21 protein-coding genes and 2 pseudogenes are annotated in these 22,479 nt (G+C 43.8%); 20 read left to right on the top strand and 3 right to left on the bottom strand.

The genetic code is table 11. The features are described 5' to 3' along the window. The first annotated feature begins 107 nt into the window (after positions 1-107). The 6 genes and pseudogenes from ACLB09_RS05785 (at position 108) to ACLB09_RS05760 (ending at position 5,585) form a co-directional block, all read left to right on the top strand. Positions 108-509: an Rrf2 family transcriptional regulator gene (locus ACLB09_RS05785; RefSeq protein WP_410768799.1), complete on the top strand. Its 402-nt coding sequence runs from the start codon at positions 108-110 to the stop codon at positions 507-509. 70 nt (positions 510-579) lie between these two features. Continuing rightward, positions 580-1,418 (top strand): annotated as a pseudogene (locus ACLB09_RS05780) (class I SAM-dependent methyltransferase). Positions 1,419-1,443: 25 nt separating this feature from the next. Beyond that, on the top strand, positions 1,444-2,394 hold the full coding sequence (locus tag ACLB09_RS05775; protein ID WP_410768798.1) for a YwqG family protein: 951 nt from the start codon (positions 1,444-1,446) through the stop codon (positions 2,392-2,394). A 245-nt stretch (positions 2,395-2,639) separates the two neighbouring features. Continuing rightward, positions 2,640-3,668 carry an ROK family protein gene (locus ACLB09_RS05770; RefSeq protein WP_410768797.1) on the top strand — a complete coding sequence of 343 codons (1,029 nt, stop codon included), beginning with the start codon at positions 2,640-2,642 and terminating at the stop codon, positions 3,666-3,668. Between the two features lie 83 nt (positions 3,669-3,751). Further along, a complete protein-coding gene (locus ACLB09_RS05765) occupies positions 3,752-4,951 on the top strand; it encodes an MFS transporter (protein WP_410769011.1) in 1,200 nt (399 codons plus the stop codon). A gap of 28 nt (positions 4,952-4,979) precedes the next feature. Further along, entirely contained in the window at positions 4,980-5,585 is a 606-nt protein-coding gene (locus ACLB09_RS05760) for a DUF1349 domain-containing protein (protein ID WP_410768796.1), read from the top strand. A 103-nt stretch (positions 5,586-5,688) separates the two neighbouring features. Here the strand turns inward: ACLB09_RS05760 and ACLB09_RS05755 are convergent, their stop codons facing one another. Next, positions 5,689-7,185, bottom strand: a complete 1,497-nt coding sequence (locus ACLB09_RS05755) for a glycoside hydrolase family 43 protein (RefSeq protein ID WP_410768795.1) — start codon at positions 7,183-7,185, stop codon at positions 5,689-5,691. 174 nt (positions 7,186-7,359) lie between these two features. Between ACLB09_RS05755 and ACLB09_RS05750 the strand changes: the two genes are divergently transcribed. The 6 genes from ACLB09_RS05750 to ACLB09_RS05725 all read left to right on the top strand — a co-directional run bounded on the left by ACLB09_RS05750 (position 7,360) and on the right by ACLB09_RS05725 (position 13,820). Beyond that, the gene (locus tag ACLB09_RS05750; RefSeq protein WP_410768793.1) at positions 7,360-8,262 is read left to right on the top strand and encodes an ArsR/SmtB family transcription factor; all 903 of its coding nucleotides are present in this window, start codon (positions 7,360-7,362) and stop codon (positions 8,260-8,262) included. A 316-nt stretch (positions 8,263-8,578) separates the two neighbouring features. Continuing rightward, entirely contained in the window at positions 8,579-10,102 is a 1,524-nt protein-coding gene (locus ACLB09_RS05745; RefSeq protein WP_410768792.1) for a serine hydrolase domain-containing protein, read from the top strand. 140 nt (positions 10,103-10,242) lie between these two features. Continuing rightward, positions 10,243-10,959, top strand: coding sequence for an alpha/beta hydrolase family protein (locus ACLB09_RS05740; protein ID WP_410768791.1), 717 nt, complete (start codon positions 10,243-10,245; stop codon positions 10,957-10,959). Between the two features lie 170 nt (positions 10,960-11,129). Further along, complete coding sequence (locus ACLB09_RS05735; RefSeq protein WP_410768790.1) at positions 11,130-11,705, top strand: LysE family translocator; 576 nt, start codon at positions 11,130-11,132, stop codon at positions 11,703-11,705. 25 nt (positions 11,706-11,730) lie between these two features. Next, positions 11,731-12,507 (top strand): AraC family transcriptional regulator, encoded by a 777-nt coding sequence (locus ACLB09_RS05730; protein WP_410768789.1) that lies wholly within the window; start codon positions 11,731-11,733, stop codon positions 12,505-12,507. A gap of 290 nt (positions 12,508-12,797) precedes the next feature. Continuing rightward, positions 12,798-13,820 (top strand): stalk domain-containing protein, encoded by a 1,023-nt coding sequence (locus ACLB09_RS05725; protein ID WP_410768788.1) that lies wholly within the window; start codon positions 12,798-12,800, stop codon positions 13,818-13,820. A 92-nt stretch (positions 13,821-13,912) separates the two neighbouring features. Here the strand turns inward: ACLB09_RS05725 and ACLB09_RS05720 are convergent, their stop codons facing one another. Both ACLB09_RS05720 and ACLB09_RS05715 read right to left on the bottom strand, forming a co-directional pair. Beyond that, on the bottom strand, positions 13,913-14,152 hold the full coding sequence (locus ACLB09_RS05720) for a hypothetical protein (RefSeq protein WP_410768787.1): 240 nt from the start codon (positions 14,150-14,152) through the stop codon (positions 13,913-13,915). 187 nt (positions 14,153-14,339) lie between these two features. Next, positions 14,340-15,302: a helix-turn-helix transcriptional regulator gene (locus ACLB09_RS05715; protein WP_410768786.1), complete on the bottom strand. Its 963-nt coding sequence runs from the start codon at positions 15,300-15,302 to the stop codon at positions 14,340-14,342. Between the two features lie 106 nt (positions 15,303-15,408). On the opposite strand from ACLB09_RS05715, the gene ACLB09_RS05710 reads away from it, so the two are divergent. The 8 genes and pseudogenes from ACLB09_RS05710 (at position 15,409) to ACLB09_RS05675 (ending at position 22,421) form a co-directional block, all read left to right on the top strand. After that, positions 15,409-15,888, top strand: coding sequence for a GyrI-like domain-containing protein (locus tag ACLB09_RS05710; RefSeq protein WP_410768785.1), 480 nt, complete (start codon positions 15,409-15,411; stop codon positions 15,886-15,888). Positions 15,889-15,908: 20 nt separating this feature from the next. Beyond that, entirely contained in the window at positions 15,909-16,373 is a 465-nt protein-coding gene (locus tag ACLB09_RS05705; RefSeq protein ID WP_410768784.1) for a phage tail protein, read from the top strand. Positions 16,374-16,779: 406 nt separating this feature from the next. Further along, complete coding sequence (locus tag ACLB09_RS05700) at positions 16,780-17,418, top strand: hypothetical protein (RefSeq protein ID WP_410768783.1); 639 nt, start codon at positions 16,780-16,782, stop codon at positions 17,416-17,418. A 223-nt stretch (positions 17,419-17,641) separates the two neighbouring features. After that, positions 17,642-20,242: a phosphoenolpyruvate synthase gene (gene ppsA, locus ACLB09_RS05695; protein WP_410768782.1), complete on the top strand. Its 2,601-nt coding sequence runs from the start codon at positions 17,642-17,644 to the stop codon at positions 20,240-20,242. Beyond that, entirely contained in the window at positions 20,236-20,757 is a 522-nt protein-coding gene (locus ACLB09_RS05690) for a helix-turn-helix domain-containing protein (protein WP_410769010.1), read from the top strand. Before ppsA ends, ACLB09_RS05690 begins: the two co-directional genes overlap by 7 nt. A gap of 61 nt (positions 20,758-20,818) precedes the next feature. Continuing rightward, positions 20,819-21,103: pseudogene (locus ACLB09_RS05685) on the top strand (23S rRNA (adenine(2503)-C(8))-methyltransferase ClbB); the annotation flags it as partial. 163 nt (positions 21,104-21,266) lie between these two features. Then, a complete protein-coding gene (locus tag ACLB09_RS05680) occupies positions 21,267-21,488 on the top strand; it encodes a hypothetical protein (protein WP_410768781.1) in 222 nt (73 codons plus the stop codon). 117 nt (positions 21,489-21,605) lie between these two features. After that, entirely contained in the window at positions 21,606-22,421 is an 816-nt protein-coding gene (locus ACLB09_RS05675) for an AAA family ATPase (protein ID WP_410768780.1), read from the top strand. The last annotated feature ends 58 nt before the right edge of the window (positions 22,422-22,479 follow it).

Raw genomic sequence — 22,479 nt, 5'->3', positions numbered from 1 at the left:
GGCCTCGTATTGGACGAAGGGTCCGGGAGAGATGAAGATTTGACACTACCCAATGCAAAAAGTTATTATGGGCACATAAAGTCCATGATTGAGGTGAACGTCACTCTATGAAATTTTCAAAAGCGACAAACTATGCTCTTCACACCATGCTCTTTCTTGCCGCATCCCCGCCGAACAAACTTATCGGCGTACAACAATTGGCGGAACGGCAGGACGTTTCTCCTACGTATTTATCCAAAATCCTTACCAAGCTGGTTAAGGCGGGAATGATTGAATCCACTTCAGGCGCCAATGGCGGATATCGCTTAAAACGGAATTGGGAAGAGATCTCGTTCCTTGATATTATCCATGCCATAGAAGGTACGGCCTCCTTGTTCGAATGTGATATGAACCATGGTTCCGAATGTTTGATTCAGAAGGTGATGTTATCGGCGGAAGAGGAGATGGAGGACTATTTAAGAAACCAGAAGATATCTGAGCTCGCAAAAAAAATGACGGTTGTTCTGTGAAGAACGACTGTTTTTTTTGGAGAATATAATAGATATAGGGAATCCGTAAAGTCCCGAAAGGAGAATGATCGTGATTAACGATTTATTCAATGAAGCCGTTTGGGAAAAAGCATGGAAGGAAGATAGGCATACGGCCGTGAACATGATGAAAAAGGCAGGAATGGATCCGGCCCACGTACTTGATCACAAAGTAAACTCGTTTAACGAGCAGGCGTTTAATGAAGACGGTAGGAAAGGAACAAAGCGGATTATGAACTGGCTGGCAGGACAAGGAGTCAACTTTCAAGATGCATCCATATTGGACATTGGAGCGGCCTCGGGCGGTTTCTCCGTGCCCTTTTCAGAAGAAGGAGCGAGCGTTACCGCCGTGGAATCCAGTCTTCCTATGGTCCGGCTGCTGAAGGAGAATGCTGCTGGATTAACCAGCGGGAAGGTTGAGATTGTGGCGGAGCCGTTCGAAGACATCGATATTCAGTCCATGGGATGGGAGAAAGCCTTTGATTTCGTATTTGTTTCCATGTGCCCGGTGATTCTCGATTGGGAGAGCGTGGAAAAGGTGCTGCGTTGCGCACGAAAGTTTTGCTATATCAGCTTGTCTGTCGGCTCCAGAGAGCGTAGTCTGGTAAACGAGATCTGGCCTCTGGTTACCGATCAGCCCATGAAAAACGAACATCTGGAAATGGCTTATTTGCTCCATTTATTGTATCTGAAAGGCTATTCTTATGAATCGCTCGTAACCCGGGAAATGAAAACCAGGGAGGTATCTCATGGAACGGCGCTCGAGGAAGTCATGGAGTGGTTGAGTCTATTTGAAATGCCCGCAGACGACCGGAACCGGCAAATCGCGGCCGATTCGGTAAAGTTTTGATTCGTTTGCAGGATGAATCCATGTATACCGGGGAGTTATAATGGAAACCAGGCAAGGAGAAAAAAATTGAAATTATCCAATTTGCGATCCTTAGGTTATGTTACCGTGGAACGAGAAGGGCGGAGACTTTATATGTTAAGCGAAAACAATAAGAGAACACTGGAACGGATGGTCCGGGAACAACATTTCGAGCATGCGCTGGATTATTTAAAAGAGTCGGTGCGCCAAGGCGTACGCTTATCCAAAAACGGGATGGAAGATTACGCGGAAATATGCCCCTCCCGTATCGGCGGAGATCCGGATCTGCCACCGGACGTGGAATGGCCGCTGGATCCCGACGGAACGCCCATGACGTTTCTCGCCCAACTCCGGCTTCGTGATTTGGCGCCTCATGACGAATTGGCTCTGCTTCCCACAGGAGGCATGCTTTATTTCTTCATGGGGTTAAATGAACAAGCCTATCACATTGAGCACAAAGTGCTTTATCTTCAAGAAGAACAGTTGAAGGAAGCTCGCCGTCGCTCCTCGCCTGAAGTGACAACCCTAAATGAAACATTTACAGGTTACCGGGTGTCGGCAAGAGCCACGTTAGATCCACCAAATTACGGCTATGTAGATAACGAGCAGATAGAGGATGAGGAGCATGATTACGAGCTTTACGAGGAATTATGCTTCGAGTTGACCGGAGTGACTTCCAACGATCTTGCGGTCTTGTTCGGTTATCCGGCAACCCAGCATGGCGATTGCGAGTATGAAGCGGCGCTGATGCTGTTGACCGGTTCGAAATACAACTATTCCGTGAACGAGGCTATGGAGGAGATCACCGCGCATTTGAACGGCGATGCCGCCAAGGCGGAACAGGAAGTCCGCGATACGTTGTTGCTGCTCGCACTGGATTCTGACCGGGAGGTTGGATTTTGCTGGTGGGATGCCGGAGAACTGCAATTTTTCATTCGAAAAGAGGATCTGCTTGCAGGGAACTTTACGCATACTTATTGCTCCCTGTATTCGAGTTAATCGGACGATAGCGATTTCTAAGTAGAGAAATGCATGGAAGAAGGAACTATGCTTAATACAAAGAAATATGAACAAAATGAAGCTGCTGGCAGGATCGGCAGCTTCATTTCGTTCATCCTATATCCTCCAGATCCATAGAGGATTTGAATACCACCAGTTAATTAAGCTTGACATTTGTACATAATCGTTTAAAATTCCTCTTATTATAAGTATTTTAAAAACTGATTAAGAAAGGACATGCCGCCGTGAACCCTACAACCCATAATACACTGCAAGTCAAAAAAATTAATGTCGAGTTAGTGAAAAACACGTTAAAAACTGTGGGCACAGGGACGAAGGCAACCATAGCGAATATGACGCGATTAAGTGTCGCTACTTGCGGTACTATACTGAATGAGTTGGTTCAGAGCGGGGAAGTTCTGGAAAAAGAACTGGAGGAATCCAGCGGCGGTCGCCCGGCCAGACAGTACATGTTTAACGCCGATTACGCTTATGTTCTTTGTCTATTGGTAAGAACGGAAGGGGGCCTTCATTCTATTACCTACGCACTCGTTAATCTGATTGGCGAGAAAGTGGAAGAGGGAACAAGAAACTTAAATTTCATTGATGTTGAAACCATTGATCAAATGATTGAAGAATTCACACTGCAATATAACAATGTAAAAGCGATTGGAATTGGCATCCCGGGAGTTGCCCATCATGGAATCATTGGAATTTGCGATGTGGCCGCTCTGGCGGGAGAACCCTTGGGTCCTCGGCTTGAAGAAAAATACAACATTGACGTCATTATAGAAAATGACATGAACCTAACGGTTTATGGGTTTTATAATATGCAAAATTTTGAGGAAGATAAGACATTTGCCGTTGTGACATTTCCCAAGAATCATTTTCCCGGTGCAGGTTTTATTGTAAATGGACGTATGGTAACGGGCACCACCAATTTTGCAGGCGAAATATCCTATTTCCCCTTTGGAATCACACGCGAAGAACAACTGGAACAACTGCATAACAAAGATGAATTTGTTTCATTAGCGGTCAAGCTGTTAAGTTCGATTATTACGATCATAAATCCCGTAACCATTGCCATTACGGGCGATTTAACGCATCCTTCCATGTCGGAAGCATTAATCAACGGTTGTTTGCAGTATATACCGGGAGAACATATGCCTGCGCTCTTAATTAAGAACGACACTCAGGAGGAGTATTTGACTGGAATAATAGCACTCACGTTGGAGAGTTTAACTTATCGTTTGCAATTGGTGGAGAGAAGATGAGGCAGATTTCGGTAGCCGCTGATTGATTTAGGAGGATTTCAGAATTGAAACAACGATCAGAAAAATTTAATAAGATTTATGCCATGCAGCTGGCCACGACCTTTTTAGGCTTTATTATTTTTGGTATCTCAGAGAATATTAAAGGCCCTGCAATTCCAAGGATTCAATTTGATTTTAATTTGAATGAAGAACAATTGGGTAGTTTGTTATCCCTCAACGCCTTAGGTTATTTAATTGCTTGCTCGTTTACCGCTATTTTAGTGCGGAAATGGGGGATCAAAGCTGCAAGTATTCTATCTTTCGCCTCTATGTTAATTTCGGGTATTTTTATATTTATATCGCAAACATACCCGCTCTTTGCCGCTTCTTATTTTCTGATGTACATCGGAAACGGAATGTTGGAGATTGCGCTGGCGATATTGGGAGCGAGGATCTTTGTCAAGAATACGGGAACAATGATGAATTTGTCTCATGCCTTTTATGGATTAAGTTCAACGGTCGCTCCTTTGATTGCAACAGGGATCATGTCGGTTCAGGTGTTTGGCCATGCGCTGGATTGGCGCGGGATGTATCTGGTCATGCTTTCATTATCCTTGCTCCCGATCCTGACTGCTTTGCGCAGTACATTTCCTGGCGACGATCTTCCGAATGAAAGCCGGACTCCATTAAAGGAATTGATGCGAGATCCCGCATTGTGGTGGATGGTGCTTATTCTCTCTTTCGGCGTCGTATCCGAATTGGCTGTAGGGGGTTGGTTGGTCAATTTCCTGGAAAAAGCCTACCACTGGGACACCGTTAAGGCTTCCGGTATGTTGTCCATCTTCTTTCTTCTGTTTGCTCTTGCCAGACTCTTTTTGGGACCCGTGACCGATAAAATCGGATTTACTTTTTCTCTCATTATTTTCTCCGGTCTATCTGCGCTTTGTACATTTGCTGCTATTGCCGGGGGAGAAACGTGGTCTTTTCTTTTTGCAGCAGCGGGGATTGGGATCGCAATGATCTATCCGACAGTGATGGCCTTTATAGCAAAACGCTATCCGCGCGGAAGCGATACCGCGATTACTTTTACGGTTACTCTGATGGGGCTTGGTAGCGTTATCGGCAACTACGTTATCGGATTTGTCATAGAATTAGTGAAATCAATGTACGGTGAAGGTGACTCCATCGGATTGCTGCGCGGACTACAAGCGGGCTATGGATTTATTGGCTTATGTGCTCTTTTATGTACCGTCTGTGGTTGCATTTTATATCGTTATTTAAAAAAACGCGGTGAATTAATTTAATAATTATTCAATGAAGGAGTTCAAAACAATGACGATGATGAAAATGGATTGGAAAGCCGGGAGATGGCTCAATTCGCCCTTGTCCACCAGAATAGAAGAAAATTGCCTGAAGGTTGTGCCTGAAAAGGGAAGGGACTTCTGGAAAAAGACTTTCTATGGTTTTGAATATGAGGATGGGGCGGCTTTGTTGGCGGATTGGAATAACGACATGGCCGTGGAGGTATCATTTCAACTCTCGTCCTTCACGGAGCTTTACGATCAGGCAGGCATTCTGTTGTATCATGGCCCGGAACAATGGATTAAAGCGGGGGTTGAAATGAATGACGGGATTCCACAGCTTTCCGCAGTGGTAACAGACGGCTATTCCGACTGGTCGCTTGCCTCCGTTCCGGAATGGGTTGGGGAAGAGGTTACGCTTCGCGCTTCGATTATGAAGGATGCCGTGATTATCCGCGCACGGACTCAGCATCATGCTTGGCGTACGATTCGCGTTGCGCGTTTTCCGTATCCTGCCGGAAATCATGCAGGACCCTTTGCCTGCTCTCCGACCCGAGATGGATTCGAGGTTACTTTCACTCGCTGGGCTTTTACGAAACCGGATCAAGACCTCCACACCGATCCAACAGTAGAATAAACGAACAAGCGTTGTAGAATAGAAGTCTGATTGCATGAAGAAACACGAAAAAAAGCCGCGGAACCCGCGGCTTTTTTCGTTTTAACGAATTGTAAAGGTTGAATCAGGAATACACGCAGCTAAAACGTGTGAATTCAGCATTGCAATCGGGGTTTTCTCCGGTGGCATACAAACCGATAAGTACACCCGTAAATCCTCCCGCTACTTCCGAGGAGAGATATCTCGTTTGTGCAGCTCCAAGTAAAGTCTCAATACCATCCATCTGAATATAGAAACGATAATGAGTAGGGGTGGCTTTAATCACCAATGTGGCATGATTGCATTGGCCCAGATCTATAGCTTTTTCAATGGATTTGATATCTCCTATATTAAGTCGTTCGATGACCTCGTATCCTTGTTGACCGTTACGCAATGCCAAATCATAATGGTGATTTTCGTCCATATAGAGAGTAATGCCGGCTTCACCTCCGGTCAGGCTGATTTCACATGAAATGACCGCGTTGAAGTCCTTTTGACGAATACCTATAAATGTAGGGGATAGTGGAATATCCAACGTAATTCCAGTTCCCTTAAGCTTTACTCTATCGGATTCTAACAGATAATGTTCCGGAACCGGATGACGAAGATAACACCAGTCCAGATTCCAATCACTATTTTCGAACGTAAAGATCTTTTTCTCCTGTTGAATGATCGAGTCGGCGATGCGATCCGTCTCAAAACTCATAAGTGTGGTGCCATTATGACCTGCGGTAAACCAGCCGTCTTCGCCAAAGGTAACCGGAGTCAGGAAAACTTCGCGTCCCAAGTGGTGATAAGTAAGCCACTGGCCGGTCTGCCGGAATCCGAGATGAAAGAGCCACCAATTCCCTTCGTGGTCTTGAACCAGATCACCGTGACCAACCCCTTGCAGCTCGTAACCGCCCAGATTGCGATTAGTCAGTACGGGATTGTTCGCATAGGGTTCGAACGGGCCGGAAGGAGAATCTCCCCGCGCATAAGTTTCCATATGGCCATATTCTGTTCCGCCTTCAGCTGCCAGCAAATAATAACGCCCATCAATTTTGTACATATGAGGGCTCTCCAAATAACGTCCGCCTGACCCTTGCCAAATCGAACGGCTTGGCGTCAATTTGCGTCCGGACTCGATTTCGATTTCGCACTGGACGATACCGCCGACTCCATAATCGTCGGTTCCATTGCTCATGAAATACGTTTTGCCTTCTTCAAAGTATAAATCCGGATCAATGCCCCCCTGATCGACATAAATCGGATCGGACCATTCTCCGTAAATATCGTCAGTCCAGACATAGAAGTTTTGGTGAGTAGTGTCATTTGTGGTGGTCATGTAAAAACGGCCGCCATTGTAACGCAGGGTGGGAGCAAAGACACCTCCGGAACTGCTCACGGTCTCCAACTGAACCTGGCTCTTCCGGGTTAAACAATGACCGATTTGGGTCCAATTAATCAGGTCTTTACTTTCAAAAATCGGAACTCCGGGAAAGTACTGAAAAGAACTGCAGACCATGTAATAAGTGTCGTCTACTTTGCAAACGCTTGGGTCGGGATAGAACCCTTTAATGACCGGGTTATTGTATTTCATTGTTCCACCTCTTTTATATATTTACCTAAATAAGAATCCAATATAATTAACAGATAAGAAAATTAAACACTAATACCTGGCATCTTTCAATAAAGCGTGGTTGAATAATCATGTTTTAATCAGTTAAATTAATATAAATGTGATTTCAATTTGTGCGTTCAGGAGATTATGATCATGATCAAAGCAAACGGGGAAGCAAAATTCATGGCATTATACGAAGCTCTTGCAAGCGAAGTCCGCTGGAGAATTATGAGCCTCATTGCCGATAACGAAATGAATGTAAAGGAAATTGCGGCTGAGTTAGAGCTTAGCCCCTCCATCGTCACCATGCACATCCGGAAACTCGAAAATGCCGAACTAGTCGGAAGCCGCAGGGTCCGCCAAAACGGAGGGACGCACAAAATGTGTTTCCTCAAACATCAAAATGTCGAAATCGAACTGCCATCCCCCAACCAAACCGCGAAGATCAAGGAGCAGTCCATTTCAGTCGGTCATTATACCGCTTTTGAAGTTCATCCTACCTGCGGGCTGGGCACGCGTGAGAAGGAAATCGGGATTTGGGACGATCCGCGCTACTTTCTTGATCCCGAGCGCGTTCACGCCGGGATTCTGTGGTTCGGCAAGGGGTATGTTGAGTACAAAACGCCTAACTATCTGCTTCCGGATCAAACTGCCGAAGCCATTGAAATTTCGATGGAAATTGCTTCTGAAGCGCCTGGCTTGAGAGATCATTGGCCTTCGGATATTCAATTTGCGTTCAACGGTGTTTGGCTTGGAACCTGGACAAGCCCGGCAGACTTCGGAAGAGCCGCACGGGGCCGATATACGCCGGAGTGGTGGCATCGTAATGTCAATCAATACGGATTATTAAAGACAATCCGCATCGATGCCTTGGGAACATTTATAGATGGAGAACGAATGTCGGACGTAACCGTCGCGGATATCAAGCTACGGGAACAGTTCTGGAGTCTTCGTTTCGCGGTTGACGAGAATTCAGTTAACGTTGGTGGATTAACGCTCTATGGAGCCGGGTTCGGTAATCATGACCAGGATATTATCATTCGCGTATATCTTTAAGCGTCCCAATACGGAGCAAGCATTAAGGAAAAGTAATAGAGAGGGAGCGGGATCGCGCCGTAGGATCAACCAAAAATATTCTAGATAAGAGAAGTACTGAATAATCACGCGTTGTGACAAAAATGTTATGTTCGCGTGATTTCTGTTATATAAATCGATGGGTTCAATGGACGTTACTCGGTATACTTATTGTTAAGACATTCAGAGTTTGACGGAAGGGGGATTCTCACGATAACTGTGCTTGCGGCACGAGGTCTCAGCAAGATATTTAGCTCCAAGGGGGATTATCATTCATTTTAAGTAAGGAGAATCGAACATGAAGTGCTTCAGAATTCTTATCATGACCGTGCTTGCATTCGTGAGCGTTGTGACACCAAACACAGCGAGTGCAAATTCAAACCGTAGTATACAGTTAATTGAACAATTCGTTGAGGAACAACAAGAGTTAAGCAACATACCAGGACTATCCCTTGTCATCGTAGAGAAGGGAGAAACAGTTTATCAGAAAGGATTCGGATATGCAGATCTGCAATCGAAAAAACCAGTAACGTCTAATACCTTATTCGAGATCGGATCCACTTCCAAAGCATTTACAGGGCTAGCCATTATGCAATTGGAAAGGGAGGGGTTATTAAAACGAACCGATGATGTTCAGATGTATATTCCTTGGTTAAAACTAACTTATCAAGGCGAGCCCCAAACCATAACTATCGATCAGCTCCTCCATCATACAAGCGGCATTCCTTCGAATTCGATTACGCGCATTCCGGAGAGCACTGCCGACAACGCTCTGGAATTGACTGTAAGAACGCTAGTGAATCAGCCTCTGAATCGAAAATCAGGCAGTTCATTTGAGTACGCCACGATTAATTATGATGTCCTTGGACTTGTCATCGAGACCGTCACGAAGACGCCCTTCGATGTATATATGAAGCAGAAGATCCTTGAACCATTGGGCATGAACAGTACATTTGTAGGACGTCATCAAATGCACTCCGGCATGGAAATGGCTTCCGGTTACAAAATCGGATTTATGCAAGCGCAAGCTTATACTGCTCCCATATACCGGGGGAATATTCCTGCCGGGTATTTCATCACCAATGCGAATGATATTGCAAAATGGATGAATGTTCAATTAGGTTACGATCCGAGCAATACGATACACCAAGAGGTTTTCCGCGCATCGCATATCCCGGATCAGACTGTAGCGCCTTTTGACCAAGATACCTACTATGCCAGCGGTTGGGAAATTAAGGAGAAAAACAATGAACGTTATGTCTCGCATGCGGGACAAAATCCAAATTTTACTTCTTATATCATTCTGAAGCCTGAAGAACATGTCGGTGTTGCGGTCTTCTCCAATTTGAGTACGAGCCATACGACGGCTATTGGTCAAGGCGTGATGGCATTATGGGAAGGGGAAAAATTACCAACCATACATACTGACGGTTATCAAAAGTTGGATCAAATCGTGACCGTTGCGTGCATCGTACTCGTAGGAGCCGGTATAATGTTTCTCTTGTCAATACTAATGATGTTGAGGAAGCTGGTTACCAAACAACGCATTCGGGCATCGCTCAACGGCAAGAGGTTGCTACTATTGCTTGTCCATACTCTCATCGTAGTTGGAATCATAGCGTTCACAATCATGCTACCGAATTTGTTATTGGGTGGCTTGCCATGGTCATTTATTCACGTATGGGCACCGACTTCCATCACGGTTCTCCTGTATATTGTCATTGCGATAAGCCTTATTTATTTTGTTATGGGGGTATTACGCTGCCTGACCATTAAAAGAAATACCGCAGGGGAAGATTTTCATTCCATCGTTAATGGATAATTACCCGCAAACTTAGCGGTATAGGCGAAGGGAAGAATAAAATCAGCAGCGGAATACTGCTGATTTTGCTTTTTTTTGGTGAATATTATTAGAGCGGAGAGCCTAGCCTAAACAAGAAGAGGCAAAGAGGGTGAAAAATCATGATAGAGTCTTTCGTCTCCTCCAATAGCACGTGTACCGGTAAATGCCGAACGGTGATATGCTTTATTGCCGGCGTTCTGACCTATCGGAATAATTTTGAAGCCGGAGCGGGAGAAATCGCCAAAAGATTTCCCCATGCCAAAATCGTGGCGGTCTTTCCTTACGGGACAGCGGACGGAGCTAACCGTTCCTCGTTTATTACTCTGTTGGTGCGGCAGCTTACTCAAGTCGGATATGATCTGAGCCATAACCTATCTCGGCGCGTTAAAGCCGCAGCGCAGATCATTCTTGAGCATGCGGCATTTTCGGATCAGCTTATTCTGATCGGTCATAGCGCCGGTGGGGTAATTGCCTACAGGACTGGATTAAATCTGGAAGAGAAGTTCGGATTTCAGCAAGTTCATGTATTTGCTGTGGGGAGCCCCAAATTCCATTTGAAGGATATCACTTACAATAAGCGATTCACCTATATTACCGGTCAGAAACCGGACAGGATCACCCGGATCGGCAACTGGCGCAAACCGGGTTCGCGGGTATACCGCGGAAAGCCCGGACGGGAAATTCAAATGGATTTTAATCCCGGGCATCAAGGGTGGAAGTTTCATGCTTCCTATTTTCTGAAGTCGGCCTGGAGTGACGCAAACCAAGTTTTCCATTCCAATGCGGAAGATCTCATTTCCAAAATCCATGACCTACTAAACTCGGAAAACCCATGAAGGGTATGTATTAAGAATAGGTTTTAACGAAGGTCGGAATTTGAGCTGAGGGTGGTTATCTCAAATAACAAATAGTCCCATGGCGAATGAAATTCAAAATTGCAATAATGTACTATAGGGTCTTTAAACTAAGATGTAATATATGAGAATGACCGGAAAGAGGGGCTCTCATGGATATTACATCTATTTTGATTTACTGTATGGTTGCTACGTTTACACCTGGACCAACGAACATTGTTATTTTGTCCACCGTGCATCATCAAGGGGCGAAAAAAGCGATGAACTATTCGTATGGAGCAACGGTTGGTTTTGGTTTATTGCTGGTTATTTCCGCCTTATTGAATACGATACTCATTACGTTCATCCCGAAATTAATCATTGTGATGCAGATCATCGGAAGCATTTATATGCTCTATCTTGCTTATATGATTTACAGAATGGATGCATCAAACCCGACTGAAAACGAAACGGCTACCTTTTTATCGGGCTTACTGATGCAGTTTCTAAATCCCAAGGTAGTGCTGTTTACTTTGACTGTAATTCCAACTTTAATCATGCCGAAATATAACACGACCCCCGCGATAACGATAAGCATTTTAGCGATCACAGCCATCGGATTTCTGGCCTTTATTACATGGGTGATATTCGGGACGGTTTTCAAGGCGTTTTTACAAAGACACAGCAAGATCGTTAATATATTCATGGCGTTATCCCTTGCTTGTGCCGCTATCATGATTTGGATGTAGGGAAGCTTATGAAGAGGTGAATGGAATGAACAAATTTATATATAAAAAATCGGCGGGGATTACCGCATTGTCGGCAAGCATGACTGACTTTACCTATAAAAAGCACGCTCACCAGGAGTATGCCGTGGGTGTTACATTACGAGGGATTCAGGAATATAACCTGGAGGGGAGTTTACAATTATCCTATCAGAACGGCGTTATGTTATTTAATCCGGAACAGGCCCATGATGGAATGGCACATGATCGGACAGGCTTGGATTATGTCATGCTTTACATTGAGCCCCAACTGCTTATGGAAGTCATAGAAAAAAAGGATATTCCCAGGTTTTCAACCCCCATTGTGTATGATGCTCATCTTGAACAACGAATCATAAACCTTTCCGCGGCCATATTGAAAGAACAAGATGAGGCGTTATGCAGCGAATTATTCCTGTCCCTCACGAATAGCCTCGTCCAAACGAAGCTTTCCGTTGACGATAGGAAGGAAAATGTGCTGATTCGCAAGGCAAAAGAGATGCTTCATGCCAATCTGGAGCATGTTCTTAAACTTGACGAAATCAGCCGTGAGCTTCATTTATCAAAGTTTCAGTTTATCCGATTATTCAAAGCGAATACCGGAATTTCACCCTATCAATACTTTCTCAACTGCAAAATCGAACGTGCAAAGCGTTTGATCGAGAAGAATAAAGATGTATACTCCGCAGTAACTGCCTGTGGTTTTGTTGATTTGACTCATTTAAACAAACATTTTAAAAGCGTATATGGTACGACAGCGTTTGAATATATGTCGCATTTGCAGTAAGGGATAGTCATCTGGTAGGAGCGATCGATCCCGGTAAAATCTTGGGCTTCTTAGGCTGCAAGTAACATGATTGCGGCCTGCCATAATAATTCATCTTCCGTGATTTTCCTTCACTATATAACATAACTACTTTTATTTACTAATACTGATATTTTTTGCATCCAATATTTCCTCAATTTTCAGCCTTTTTTTACCTTAATGAAGTAATTGTCACAGACTATGAAGGAAGGACAAACCTATGATGAGGGGGAGTTCATGAACACCAATACATATTTATGGGAGGTAGTTTTATGAGAAAGAAGTCTTTCATTTCTTTAGCTCTAATGCTCTCAGTCATCATGTTGGCATTCACTTCAATTCCTGCAATAGCTTCAGAGGTTCCAAGCGACAAGTATACTTATTCAATATCCGGGGAAGTAGGTACCCAATCGGACAAAATCGAACTTGAAGAATTTGACGATAATCAGCGGTTTAGAGATATTCTTGCCGAAGAAAACTATAAAATCGTTCTCGTTAAAGAAGGCGCTGAAATCAAATTTTCACCAAAGGAAAAAATGCCTGCCGTAGTTAGTTATTATACTGTCGATGGAAGTTATGGCGGTGCAATGTCCTGGTCGATTGACGGTTCGGAACAAAGCGTAAGTGAACTTGAGGCAAATAAAACGGCAACCGTAAAACTTTACAAGAGATATGGCGGCTATACTTGCGATCTTTTTTACGTATTTAGTTTCGGCGATGCCGATAAGAGCTCCAAAATCATTTACATAGTTTCCGAAGGCGAAGAAACTGCGGCTTCAGCCCCTGCTGAGCCCGCTTCAAATCCTACTGAACCGGCTGCAAATCCTGTTGAACCGACTAAAGAGCCTGCTATAAAACCTTTGAAAACGGCAACTGCCGCTCCATCGGTTTCAAAGGTTTTAGTGGATGGCAAGCAGGTTTCTTTTGAAGCATATAACATTAACAATAATACCTATTTCAAGCTTCGCGACATTGCTAAGGCCGTGAACGGAACCGCAAAGAGCTTTGAAGTAGGTTGGGACGGAGAGCATAACGCCATCAGTCTGACAGCGGGTGAAGCATATACCGCCCAAGGAGGAGAACTGGCCGTATCTGCGAATCCAAAAGCAAAGAATGCAACATTATCGACATCTAAGGTTTACTTGGATGATCAGGAGGCACAGCTTACCTCGTATGTAATTGGTGGAAACAACTACTTCAAGCTTCGTGATATCGCGGATGCGCTCGACATTACAATAACTTTTGACTCCAAAACCAATACGATAGGCATCGAAACAACTGCGCAAGACGAATAAATAATGTCGTTAAAGGCTTGTGAGCCGTTTTTGGCTTGCAAGCCTTTTGTTTTTCCGGTAATGACCGATATGTCAAAATTATCTCAAGCAGATCAGCCTATACCGTCGCTTTCTAACAAGGAATAAAAATTATCACGGTCTTGATCATCAAATTTGCCGAGTGCCCGCACCCTGACATATTCATGTCCGCCATACATATCCATTTCCTCGCCGTACCCATTGTAAAGCGCGATCATATTGCCATCCTGATTCAACTCCATGTACCCGAAACAGTTTGCTTCAGACACTTCACCGTAAAAGACCGTAAATCTGATTTTAATCACTCTGTGCATACGGACATCCTCCTTTTCCGTCTTTTGTAATTGGCTTGGAATATATACAGTATCCTCCATCCAATGTCAAGAAATAAGTTTTTATGAGAACCAACTCCGGTTGCGGGACTCGCCCAGAATCGGGCTGGTGCCAGATAACAAGAGCTAACCTACTTGGCCGATATTGCCGTGTCCGATGCCAGTCCGTTCATGGGCCATATAATTTAATTCGCTCTTGTAAACCTTCCAAGACTTCCTCCGGCATTTGCCTGACCTTGATATCCCTACCCAGGAATAACAACCAATTTGTTATTTCGGTTAATTCTTCCGAATGTTGAACATGGATAAACGTCTTTAAAATAGCTGTCGTTTGGTAAGGGTTCGTATATGAAATTGAAACTTTTAAAGGATGATATTTTTTGAATTGGGCTATCGCCTGAGGTCCAAGCTCAATGACCAGGTTGGACGCTTCTTCCTGTTTACTTAGTTGTTCTAAAATCTTTTTCTTGCTTAATCTTCTTTTCGCAGGGTATGGTTCTACATTGATGAGATTGTCTACCGTAATAATACGTCTTTTTTCTCCCTCAAGGTCAAAGCCTTCAATTTGCCATAAACTTTTTTCACGATATAAGTGCAAAAGATAAATCGGATAAGACTTTATTTCATCCGTTTCTTTAACGCTAACCAATAAGTAACTATCCAAAAGAAGAATCTGGATCAATTTTTCCAACATAGGGTGGGGGAGGTCCGATAGATCAAGCAGGTCTGGATTATGGGGGTTGGTTCCTTCAAACAGCAAAATTTGATTCAATAAAACAAGGTCGTCTTGCTGGTTTTCCGAGATAAGTCCCAGTAATTTCTCTGCTAAAGAGTGCCGACTCTTTAAATAAGGGAGTTGTAGATTTCTTGTGGCCATAAAGGCAATAAATAGAGCTTTAATTTCATTATCCGTAAAGCGGACCGTGGGGAGGACGGAGTTGTTCATGACAAAATAACCCCCATCTCGCCCGACTTCAGCGACAAGCGGCATCCCCATGGCTTCAATTTCTCTGATATCCCGAATCGCGGTCGATCGAGAAATATTAAATTCTCGCATGATTTCAGAAATGGTAAAGTGGGCGCGGTTGTTGATATATCTCATGATGACATTAATCCGTTCAACTTTTTTCATCGGGCCCCCTAAACAGTATCATATTTTGACATGATTTAAGGTTATTATAAACCCATCAAGTAAAAAGACAAGTCAATTAAAAAATTTAAAGAGGACGGTGTTAAGAATGCAAGAATATTCTTTTCAGGAAAAAGACAGCTTTATCGTATTAGGGATTGGAACTGAGCTTAAGAGCGATTACACGGATTATGCTGGCATTAACAAAGAGAAGGAAGACTTTTGGACGGCCGTCAAACAGGATGGAAGGCTTGACACTTTAAAGTCCGTTGCCGCAAATGACTACATTTTTGCCGTGAATGAAGCAGTGAATAACAAGATGATGCATTATGCTGGCGTCATGACAGAAGCATCCGTACCTGAAGCAACCAGAGCGATCCAATTTCCTAAGGGAGAATACCTGGTCGTTAAGGGAGAAGGGAAGACGGCTGAGGAGTTGAGTAGCAAGCTTACCGGCATGGCCTTTGGTCAAGTCTTGCCGGAAACAAAGAATTTCGCCTATGTTGGCGGACCAAATGCAACGGTTGAGATGGGTCAGCAAAACGGCTTAATATTTGGAGAAATGTGGATTCCTGTGGTTAGAAAATAAAGAGTTAAGGAGAAATGCAAATGTCCTGCATCGTTGATTTCAAAAATGTGTCCACGGTTGGTTTAGAGTCTTCACCCGTAGCTGCAGCGCTTGCTGGCCTACGAGCTAATGAAGCCCGTTACTTTATGAACAAATATAAACATGAATATGCGGTTGTTCCCGCTAGCGAGAGCCAAGAAACCCTTGAATACGTGAACCGGATTTTGAAAGAAGAACGTAATATTGAGTTTTCGGCCAAACCTCTGGAAACATCCCGTTTTCAAGTGGAAAATATTCAATTTGCCTACGTTTTTTATGAAGATGGTCTAGGGCTCAATGTCATGTATACGGTGGACGACCCTAAGAAGCGGGCCGTTGGTTTTAAGTTATCTGAGGGGATGGAGGTACCAACGGAGTTAGAGGGGAAGTTTAAGTTTGCTAGGCAGAAATCTAAACTGGCTGGAACCATTCGAGGCTCGTTTTTTGTAATTAAAGGAGAATATTAAAGATAACAATCGAAGGCAATTTCGATTCCAAAGGCAACTAATCCTCGGATTAGCTGCCTTTGTTTTTGTCCAAGCCCCATGCATCTTGGGTATATTTGGAGAAAAGAGAGGGTTAACCCGATACCCAAAAGGTCATCATATAATCTCCGCAGGCGGTAAGCGTTCACGGCTCATTTCGCGGTTCTTCAAGAATAGTGTAATTCGCCCATGCGCCTGCGATAGCGCCGATCCCAGGCACCATCTGTGTGTAAACAAACTTCGCGTTTCTAATCCTTTATGGGGGTAATAACTCATAAATAATCATATTTTTATAACGAATCATATAATGATGTCGCTGTAACAGTAAGCTATGCACATTAGCGTAATTAAAGATGTATGGAATAACGATAGAAAGGCGTGATCAACCATGTATCAAAAGTATTCTGCTTTTATGAAGATCTCGTTTCTAGCCATGGCACTATCACTTACCGCTTGCTCCGGAACAACTGAACCTCCCGTGAGCCAGGAAACTTCAACACCGACTAACGAAGCGGTCACGGCTCCTGCGACTGATGACGAGAAAGAACCCGGCGCGACACGTCCCCGGACCGAAAATTTTGATTTGATGACTGGTGAGGGCAACCAATCTCACGCGGCCACCTTACATCAAGGTGAAGGCTTTTCTTTATACGTATTTGAAAAGTTTGCTTTCGATGCGACCGATGGACGTCTGTATCTTAGCAGCAATCCTGAATACAATGTCGATATCGAATCGCTACCTGCTAATTATGATTTAACGCAGCTTGAATCTGCCGGAAAAGAGGAATTGGAAGAGTTTGGCGAAGTATCCGATTATAGCGGGGAGCTTATCGAGCATCCCCTGGGATACGCCGAGATCTATCTGCAAGGCTCAAGTAGTGAAGGGATTAACGACTATATCGTGTGGAAGTCAGAAGCAGGCGACGCATTCCTTTTCCGACTTCACAATCCAAAAGGAGAGGAAGCTTCGGATTTTGCCGATCCGGTCCTTGTTTCGTTATCTACGGTTCAAAGTGATTCAGAATGAACGAGGTTTTAGCGCAAATTCGATTTCTTGCTTAAATCAAAAAAAGAACCCGGATTGTTTACCAGGTTCTTTTTTATTGCATACAAACAGGTACGATGATATAATCAGATCACGACTGTGTGAGTTGTGCAGACATATTTAACGCATCTTACACTTTAAATATAACATGCCACTAAACCCTTGTCAAATGTTTTTTCAATTTAATGGTTAGGAGAGATGTTGCATGAGTACTTTGGTTCTCGGTTTTCAGGAAATGGAAAAAACGCAGCTTTCGCTCGTTGGCGGAAAAGGGTTACATTTAGGAGAACTTTCAAAAATCGAAGGAATACAAGTGCCTGAAGGATTTTGCATTACAACCGGGGGATATCGAAAGGCCATTGAACAAAACGAAACGTATCATGCTTTGCTCCATCAACTAACCATGCTAAAAGCGGAAGATCGGGAACAAATCGGCGAAATCAGCAAGAATATTCGTCAAATCCTAATGGAAGCAGAAATTCCTTCAGAGGTTGTAGAAGCAGTTACTCGCAATCTCTCCAAGTTTGGGGAGGAGCATGCTTATGCCGTGCGTTCCAGTGCGACAGCTGAAGATTTACCCCATGCCTCTTTTGCCGGCCAACAAGACACCTATTTAAATATTATCGGCAAAGAAGCCATCCTGCAGCATATCAGCAAATGTTGGGCTTCCCTATATACGGATCGCGCGGTCATCTACCGGATGCAAAATGGATTCGACCACAATCAAGTTTATTTATCCGTTATCGTTCAAAGAATGGTTTTCCCGCAGGCTTCCGGAATCCTATTTACCGCTGATCCAATTACCTGTAGCCGAAAGGTACTATCCATCGATGCCGGCTTCGGACTTGGAGAGGCATTGGTCTCCGGCTTGGTATCAGCCGATGGTTATAAAGTACGGAACGGGGAAATCGTCGATAAGAGGGTAGCGACCAAAAAGTTGGCTATCTACGGACGGAAAGAAGGCGGAACAGAAACACAGCGGATCGATCCCGATCGGCAAAAGATTCAAACGCTTACTGATCAACAAATTTTACAACTGGCCCGCATCGGAAGACAGATCGAAGCTTTTTTTGGCCAGCCCCAGGATATCGAATGGTGTTTGGCGGATGATACATTTTATATTGTCCAGAGCCGGCCAATCACTACTTTATACCCGATCCCTGAAGCGAATGACGAAGAAAATCACGTGTATCTATCTGTCGGTCATCAACAAATGATGACGGATCCTTTGAAGCCATTAGGACTGTCTTTATTTGAATTAACATCCTATGGACCGAGGTTTAAAGCTGGCGGAAGATTATTTGTTGACGTTACGCACATGCTCGCTTCACCTGACGGCAGAGACATGCTGGTAAACAACTTTGGCCAAGGCGATCCGCTTATAAAAGACGCACTAATGACCATCATAGAGCGGGATTTCATAAAATTGTTGCCGGGTGAAAATAAAGAAGGGAGCCCCAAAGGAGTTCCATCTCCGGGATCACACCCGCAAATCCCTAGCGACCCGGCAATCGTGGCGGATTTGATCAAGAAAAATCAAACTTCCATCGAGCAGTTAAAACAAACCATCAAAATGAAATCCGGATCCGATTTAATGGACTTTATTCTGGAAGATATCCAGGTGCTGAAGAAGATTTTATTTGATCCGCAAAGTTCGGCTGTGTTTATGGCCGCAATGGATGCTTCCACGTGGATTAATGAAAATATGAACAAGTGGTTAGGTGAAAAAAACGCGGCAGACACCCTTACTCAATCCGTTCCCAATAATATTACGTCGGAAATGGGCCTGGCGCTTTTGGATGTGGCCGATGTGATTCGTCCTTACCCTGAAGCCATTGAATATTTACATCATGCAAAAAATGACGACTTTTTGGATGAACTCCTGAAGTTTAAAGGCGGACAGGAAATCCAGGCGGCTATTTATGCGTTTCTTCAAAAATACGGAATGAGGTGCGCGGGGGAAATCGATATTACGAAAACCCGGTGGAGCGAAAAGCCAATCACGCTTGTCCCCTTGATCCTCAGCAATATCAAAAACTTTGGGCCTCAAGAAAGTCGACGGAGATTTGAGCAAGGGCTGCAGGAAGCTTTGAAAAAAGAACTAGAGTTGTTAGCGCGGTTGAAGCAATTGCCGGATGGCAAACAAAAAGCCAAAGAAGCAAAAGAAAAGATCGACCTGATCCGGAATTTCATCGGGTATCGGGAATATCCCAAATACGGCATGGTGAATCGCTATTTCGTTTACAAACAGGCTATACTGAAAGAAGCCGAACGACTCGTACAAGCGGGCGTCATTCATGACAAAGAAGATATATACTATCTCACTTTTGAAGAACTACGCGAAGTCGTTCGTACGCATAAACTAAATGACCTGATCATCGGGAATAGAAAAGACGAGTACAAACTATATGAGAAACTAACTCCTCCACGCGTGATCACGTCCGACGGCGAAATTATTGCGGGCAAGTATAAACGAGAAAATCTCCCGGCCGGAGCTGTTGCGGGTCTAGCCGTTTCTTCCGGGGTTATAGAGGGGCGAGCGCGTGTGCTATTAAACATGGAATATGCCAATCTGAAACAGGGAGATATATTAGTCACCTCCTTTACGGACCCTAGTTGGACACCCTTGTTTGTTTCCATAAAAGGCCTGGTTACCGAAGTCGGCGGACTGATGACCCACGGAGCCGTTATCGCGCGGGAATATGGTTTGCCGGCCGTTGTCGGAGTGGAGAATGCCACCAAGCTGATCAAGGATGGACAACGAATTCGCGTGCATGGTACCGAAGGGTATATCGAAATATTGTAAGGGCCCTATTTGAGAATCATCGAAATGGCACAGAATGCCAACATAGCCGCGGAGTCAGTAAAACGATGATAGGACAAATCGAAAGAGGAGAATCAAGTCCAACGCTTACAACGGTTTGGAAAATTGCCAACGGATTAAAAGTTTTCTTTACCTCCCTGATCCAAAATCCGCAGCCCGATGCTGACGTCGTTTTGAAAAAAGAAGTGAAGGTTTGTACCGGGGACGATGGCAGGTACCGGGTTTACCCGGCATTTCCTTTTCAAGAGGATCGGCGTTTTGAATTGTATTCCGCAGAAATTGATCCGGAAGGGGTGCTCCGTTCAGAGGGCCATAAGGAAGGAACCGAAGAATTCATTACGGTTTTTGATGGAGAATTAACCATCCGCGTCAATGAGCGCAAATTTTCGTTGTTAAGCTGGGATTCGATCCGTTTTAAGGCCGATAGGCCTCATGTTTACTCAAACTTTGGGGAAGCTTGTACGCGCTTAAGCATGACGATATATTACCCAAGTTGATTACAGGTTCCGCGATGATTCCAAACTATCCCATGGAATGCCGCGCTTCACGGGCGAAACATATTTACTTCTTCGGGGGGTCAACGACTCGATTGAACATGCGGAGGCGATAGGTAGATTGTTGCGGGGAAGGGGATCTGGTGAGCATTTTTATCACGTAAATCTGATTCCTTACAATTCAACGGATGTCACCCCAAGAAGTTATCGGACATCCGATGCTAGCCGAATTGAAAGCTTTGTTCGGGTTCTGAGGTCAAATGGCATCAAAGTGACCATCCGAACGCAATTCGGATCGGACATCAATGCGGCATGCGGACAGCTTTATGGTGCAAGTAAACAAGGATGATGACCAAAAGGATGTCGCAATAAAACAAAACGGCAGCTTAATTCGGCTGCCGTTTTGAATTTAGCGTCTCATTCGCTTTTTTTCATAGAAAAATGACAGATATGAAGGAATTGCTTATTATAACTGTGATGCAATAAGTTTACTGGATTGAAGGGGATTCGAATTGAAAATCATTAAAGAAGCTGTAATTATTGCTGTAGTTATCGTGGCTTTTAATTTAATTCTTAAACTTATATTTGATCAAAAATTCATCGTAGACATATTTAAAGATGGATTCCTACCGGGAGTCGGAGTATTTGTATTTTTACTTATATTTGCTTTTATCATGATATTAATTATCTTAAGTATTGTTAGAATTATTTCTTCGCTGAAGAAGATAAGGTAAGCTTTGATTGATATAGCTGCACCGATCACGATGAAACGGGTGAAAGCTGTTCACGAAGCGGGGTACAGCATCGCGGTCCTAAATTCGCAGAATAAGACAGGTAAAAGGAGTGCGTTCATGATCTATTTGAGAAGCTTTAAGCTTTCCGATTATACGGATCGAAATCCAAACATATACCCTGATCATGCCTTAAAACACGTGGCTGGAGAGGTGCTTTTGTTTGATCGGATTACCGTGTTGTACGGCAATAACGGCAGCGGAAAATCCACTTTACTCAATGCAATTTCCAACAAGCTAGGAATCCCGGGAGCTGAAAGAATGACAAACTATGGGCATACGATTTATGCTCAGCGTTTCCTTGATTTGAGTAGTTATCAGCTTGGGCATGATAAGCAAGAGCATGAAATCAGGCAACTTCCGGAAGGAAGCCGATATTTGAAATCAGAGGATATTTTATATGAGATCAAAAAGATACAGCAATCCTCCGTGCTGCGTGAGGGGATCATGTATGAGCAAATGAACAAAGGGATGACCAAAGCTCAGGCAACACAATATGAAGCTACGTATGAGTTTAAGAAGAAGCTGGAGAATATTCAGTTTTCGCAAGAAAAATACTCCAATGGAGAAACGTCCATGCAGTTTTTTGAGGAATATCTGTTACCTGGGCAGTTGTATCTATTGGACGAGCCGGAAACGTCACTTTCTCCTGCCAATCAAATAAGAATTGCAGAACAAATAAATGAGCTGGCACGATATTTTGATAGTCAATTTATTATTGCCACTCATTCTCCCTTTGTTTTAGGCACGTTACATGCAAAAATTTATAATCTTGATGCCAAGCCTCTTCAAACCGCCGAATGGTTTGAATTAGACAATGTACAATTTTTTTATCGATTTTTCAATAAGCATAAGCAATTGTTTAAAGGAGAGTAGGGCATTATTGATCATCTAAAATGTACCTGCATAGTAGTACCTGTTTCTCCTTCAATCC

It is taken from the genome of Fontibacillus forbon (assembly GCF_046559655.1).
GTDB lineage: Bacteria > Bacillota > Bacilli > Paenibacillales > Paenibacillaceae > Fontibacillus.
Note: the sequence above shows the minus strand (reverse complement) of the source record. Positions and strands in the feature narration are given on the sequence as shown.

Coding starts and splice junctions, on each gene's coding strand:
- ACLB09_RS05785 (WP_410768799.1), top strand. CDS start 108: ATGAAATTTTCAAAAGCGACAAACTATGCTCTTCACACCATGCTCTTT.
- ACLB09_RS05765 (WP_410769011.1), top strand. CDS start 3,752: ATGCAGCTGGCCACGACCTTTTTAGGCTTTATTATTTTTGGTATCTCA.
- ACLB09_RS05760 (WP_410768796.1), top strand. CDS start 4,980: ATGACGATGATGAAAATGGATTGGAAAGCCGGGAGATGGCTCAATTCG.
- ACLB09_RS05755 (WP_410768795.1), bottom strand. CDS start 7,185: ATGAAATACAATAACCCGGTCATTAAAGGGTTCTATCCCGACCCAAGC.
- ACLB09_RS05750 (WP_410768793.1), top strand. CDS start 7,360: ATGATCAAAGCAAACGGGGAAGCAAAATTCATGGCATTATACGAAGCT.
- ACLB09_RS05745 (WP_410768792.1), top strand. CDS start 8,579: ATGAAGTGCTTCAGAATTCTTATCATGACCGTGCTTGCATTCGTGAGC.
- ACLB09_RS05740 (WP_410768791.1), top strand. CDS start 10,243: ATGATAGAGTCTTTCGTCTCCTCCAATAGCACGTGTACCGGTAAATGC.
- ACLB09_RS05735 (WP_410768790.1), top strand. CDS start 11,130: ATGGATATTACATCTATTTTGATTTACTGTATGGTTGCTACGTTTACA.
- ACLB09_RS05730 (WP_410768789.1), top strand. CDS start 11,731: ATGAACAAATTTATATATAAAAAATCGGCGGGGATTACCGCATTGTCG.
- ACLB09_RS05725 (WP_410768788.1), top strand. CDS start 12,798: ATGAGAAAGAAGTCTTTCATTTCTTTAGCTCTAATGCTCTCAGTCATC.
- ACLB09_RS05720 (WP_410768787.1), bottom strand. CDS start 14,152: ATGCACAGAGTGATTAAAATCAGATTTACGGTCTTTTACGGTGAAGTG.
- ACLB09_RS05715 (WP_410768786.1), bottom strand. CDS start 15,302: ATGAAAAAAGTTGAACGGATTAATGTCATCATGAGATATATCAACAAC.
- ACLB09_RS05710 (WP_410768785.1), top strand. CDS start 15,409: ATGCAAGAATATTCTTTTCAGGAAAAAGACAGCTTTATCGTATTAGGG.
- ACLB09_RS05705 (WP_410768784.1), top strand. CDS start 15,909: ATGTCCTGCATCGTTGATTTCAAAAATGTGTCCACGGTTGGTTTAGAG.
- ACLB09_RS05700 (WP_410768783.1), top strand. CDS start 16,780: ATGTATCAAAAGTATTCTGCTTTTATGAAGATCTCGTTTCTAGCCATG.
- ppsA (WP_410768782.1), top strand. CDS start 17,642: ATGAGTACTTTGGTTCTCGGTTTTCAGGAAATGGAAAAAACGCAGCTT.
- ACLB09_RS05675 (WP_410768780.1), top strand. CDS start 21,606: ATGATCTATTTGAGAAGCTTTAAGCTTTCCGATTATACGGATCGAAAT.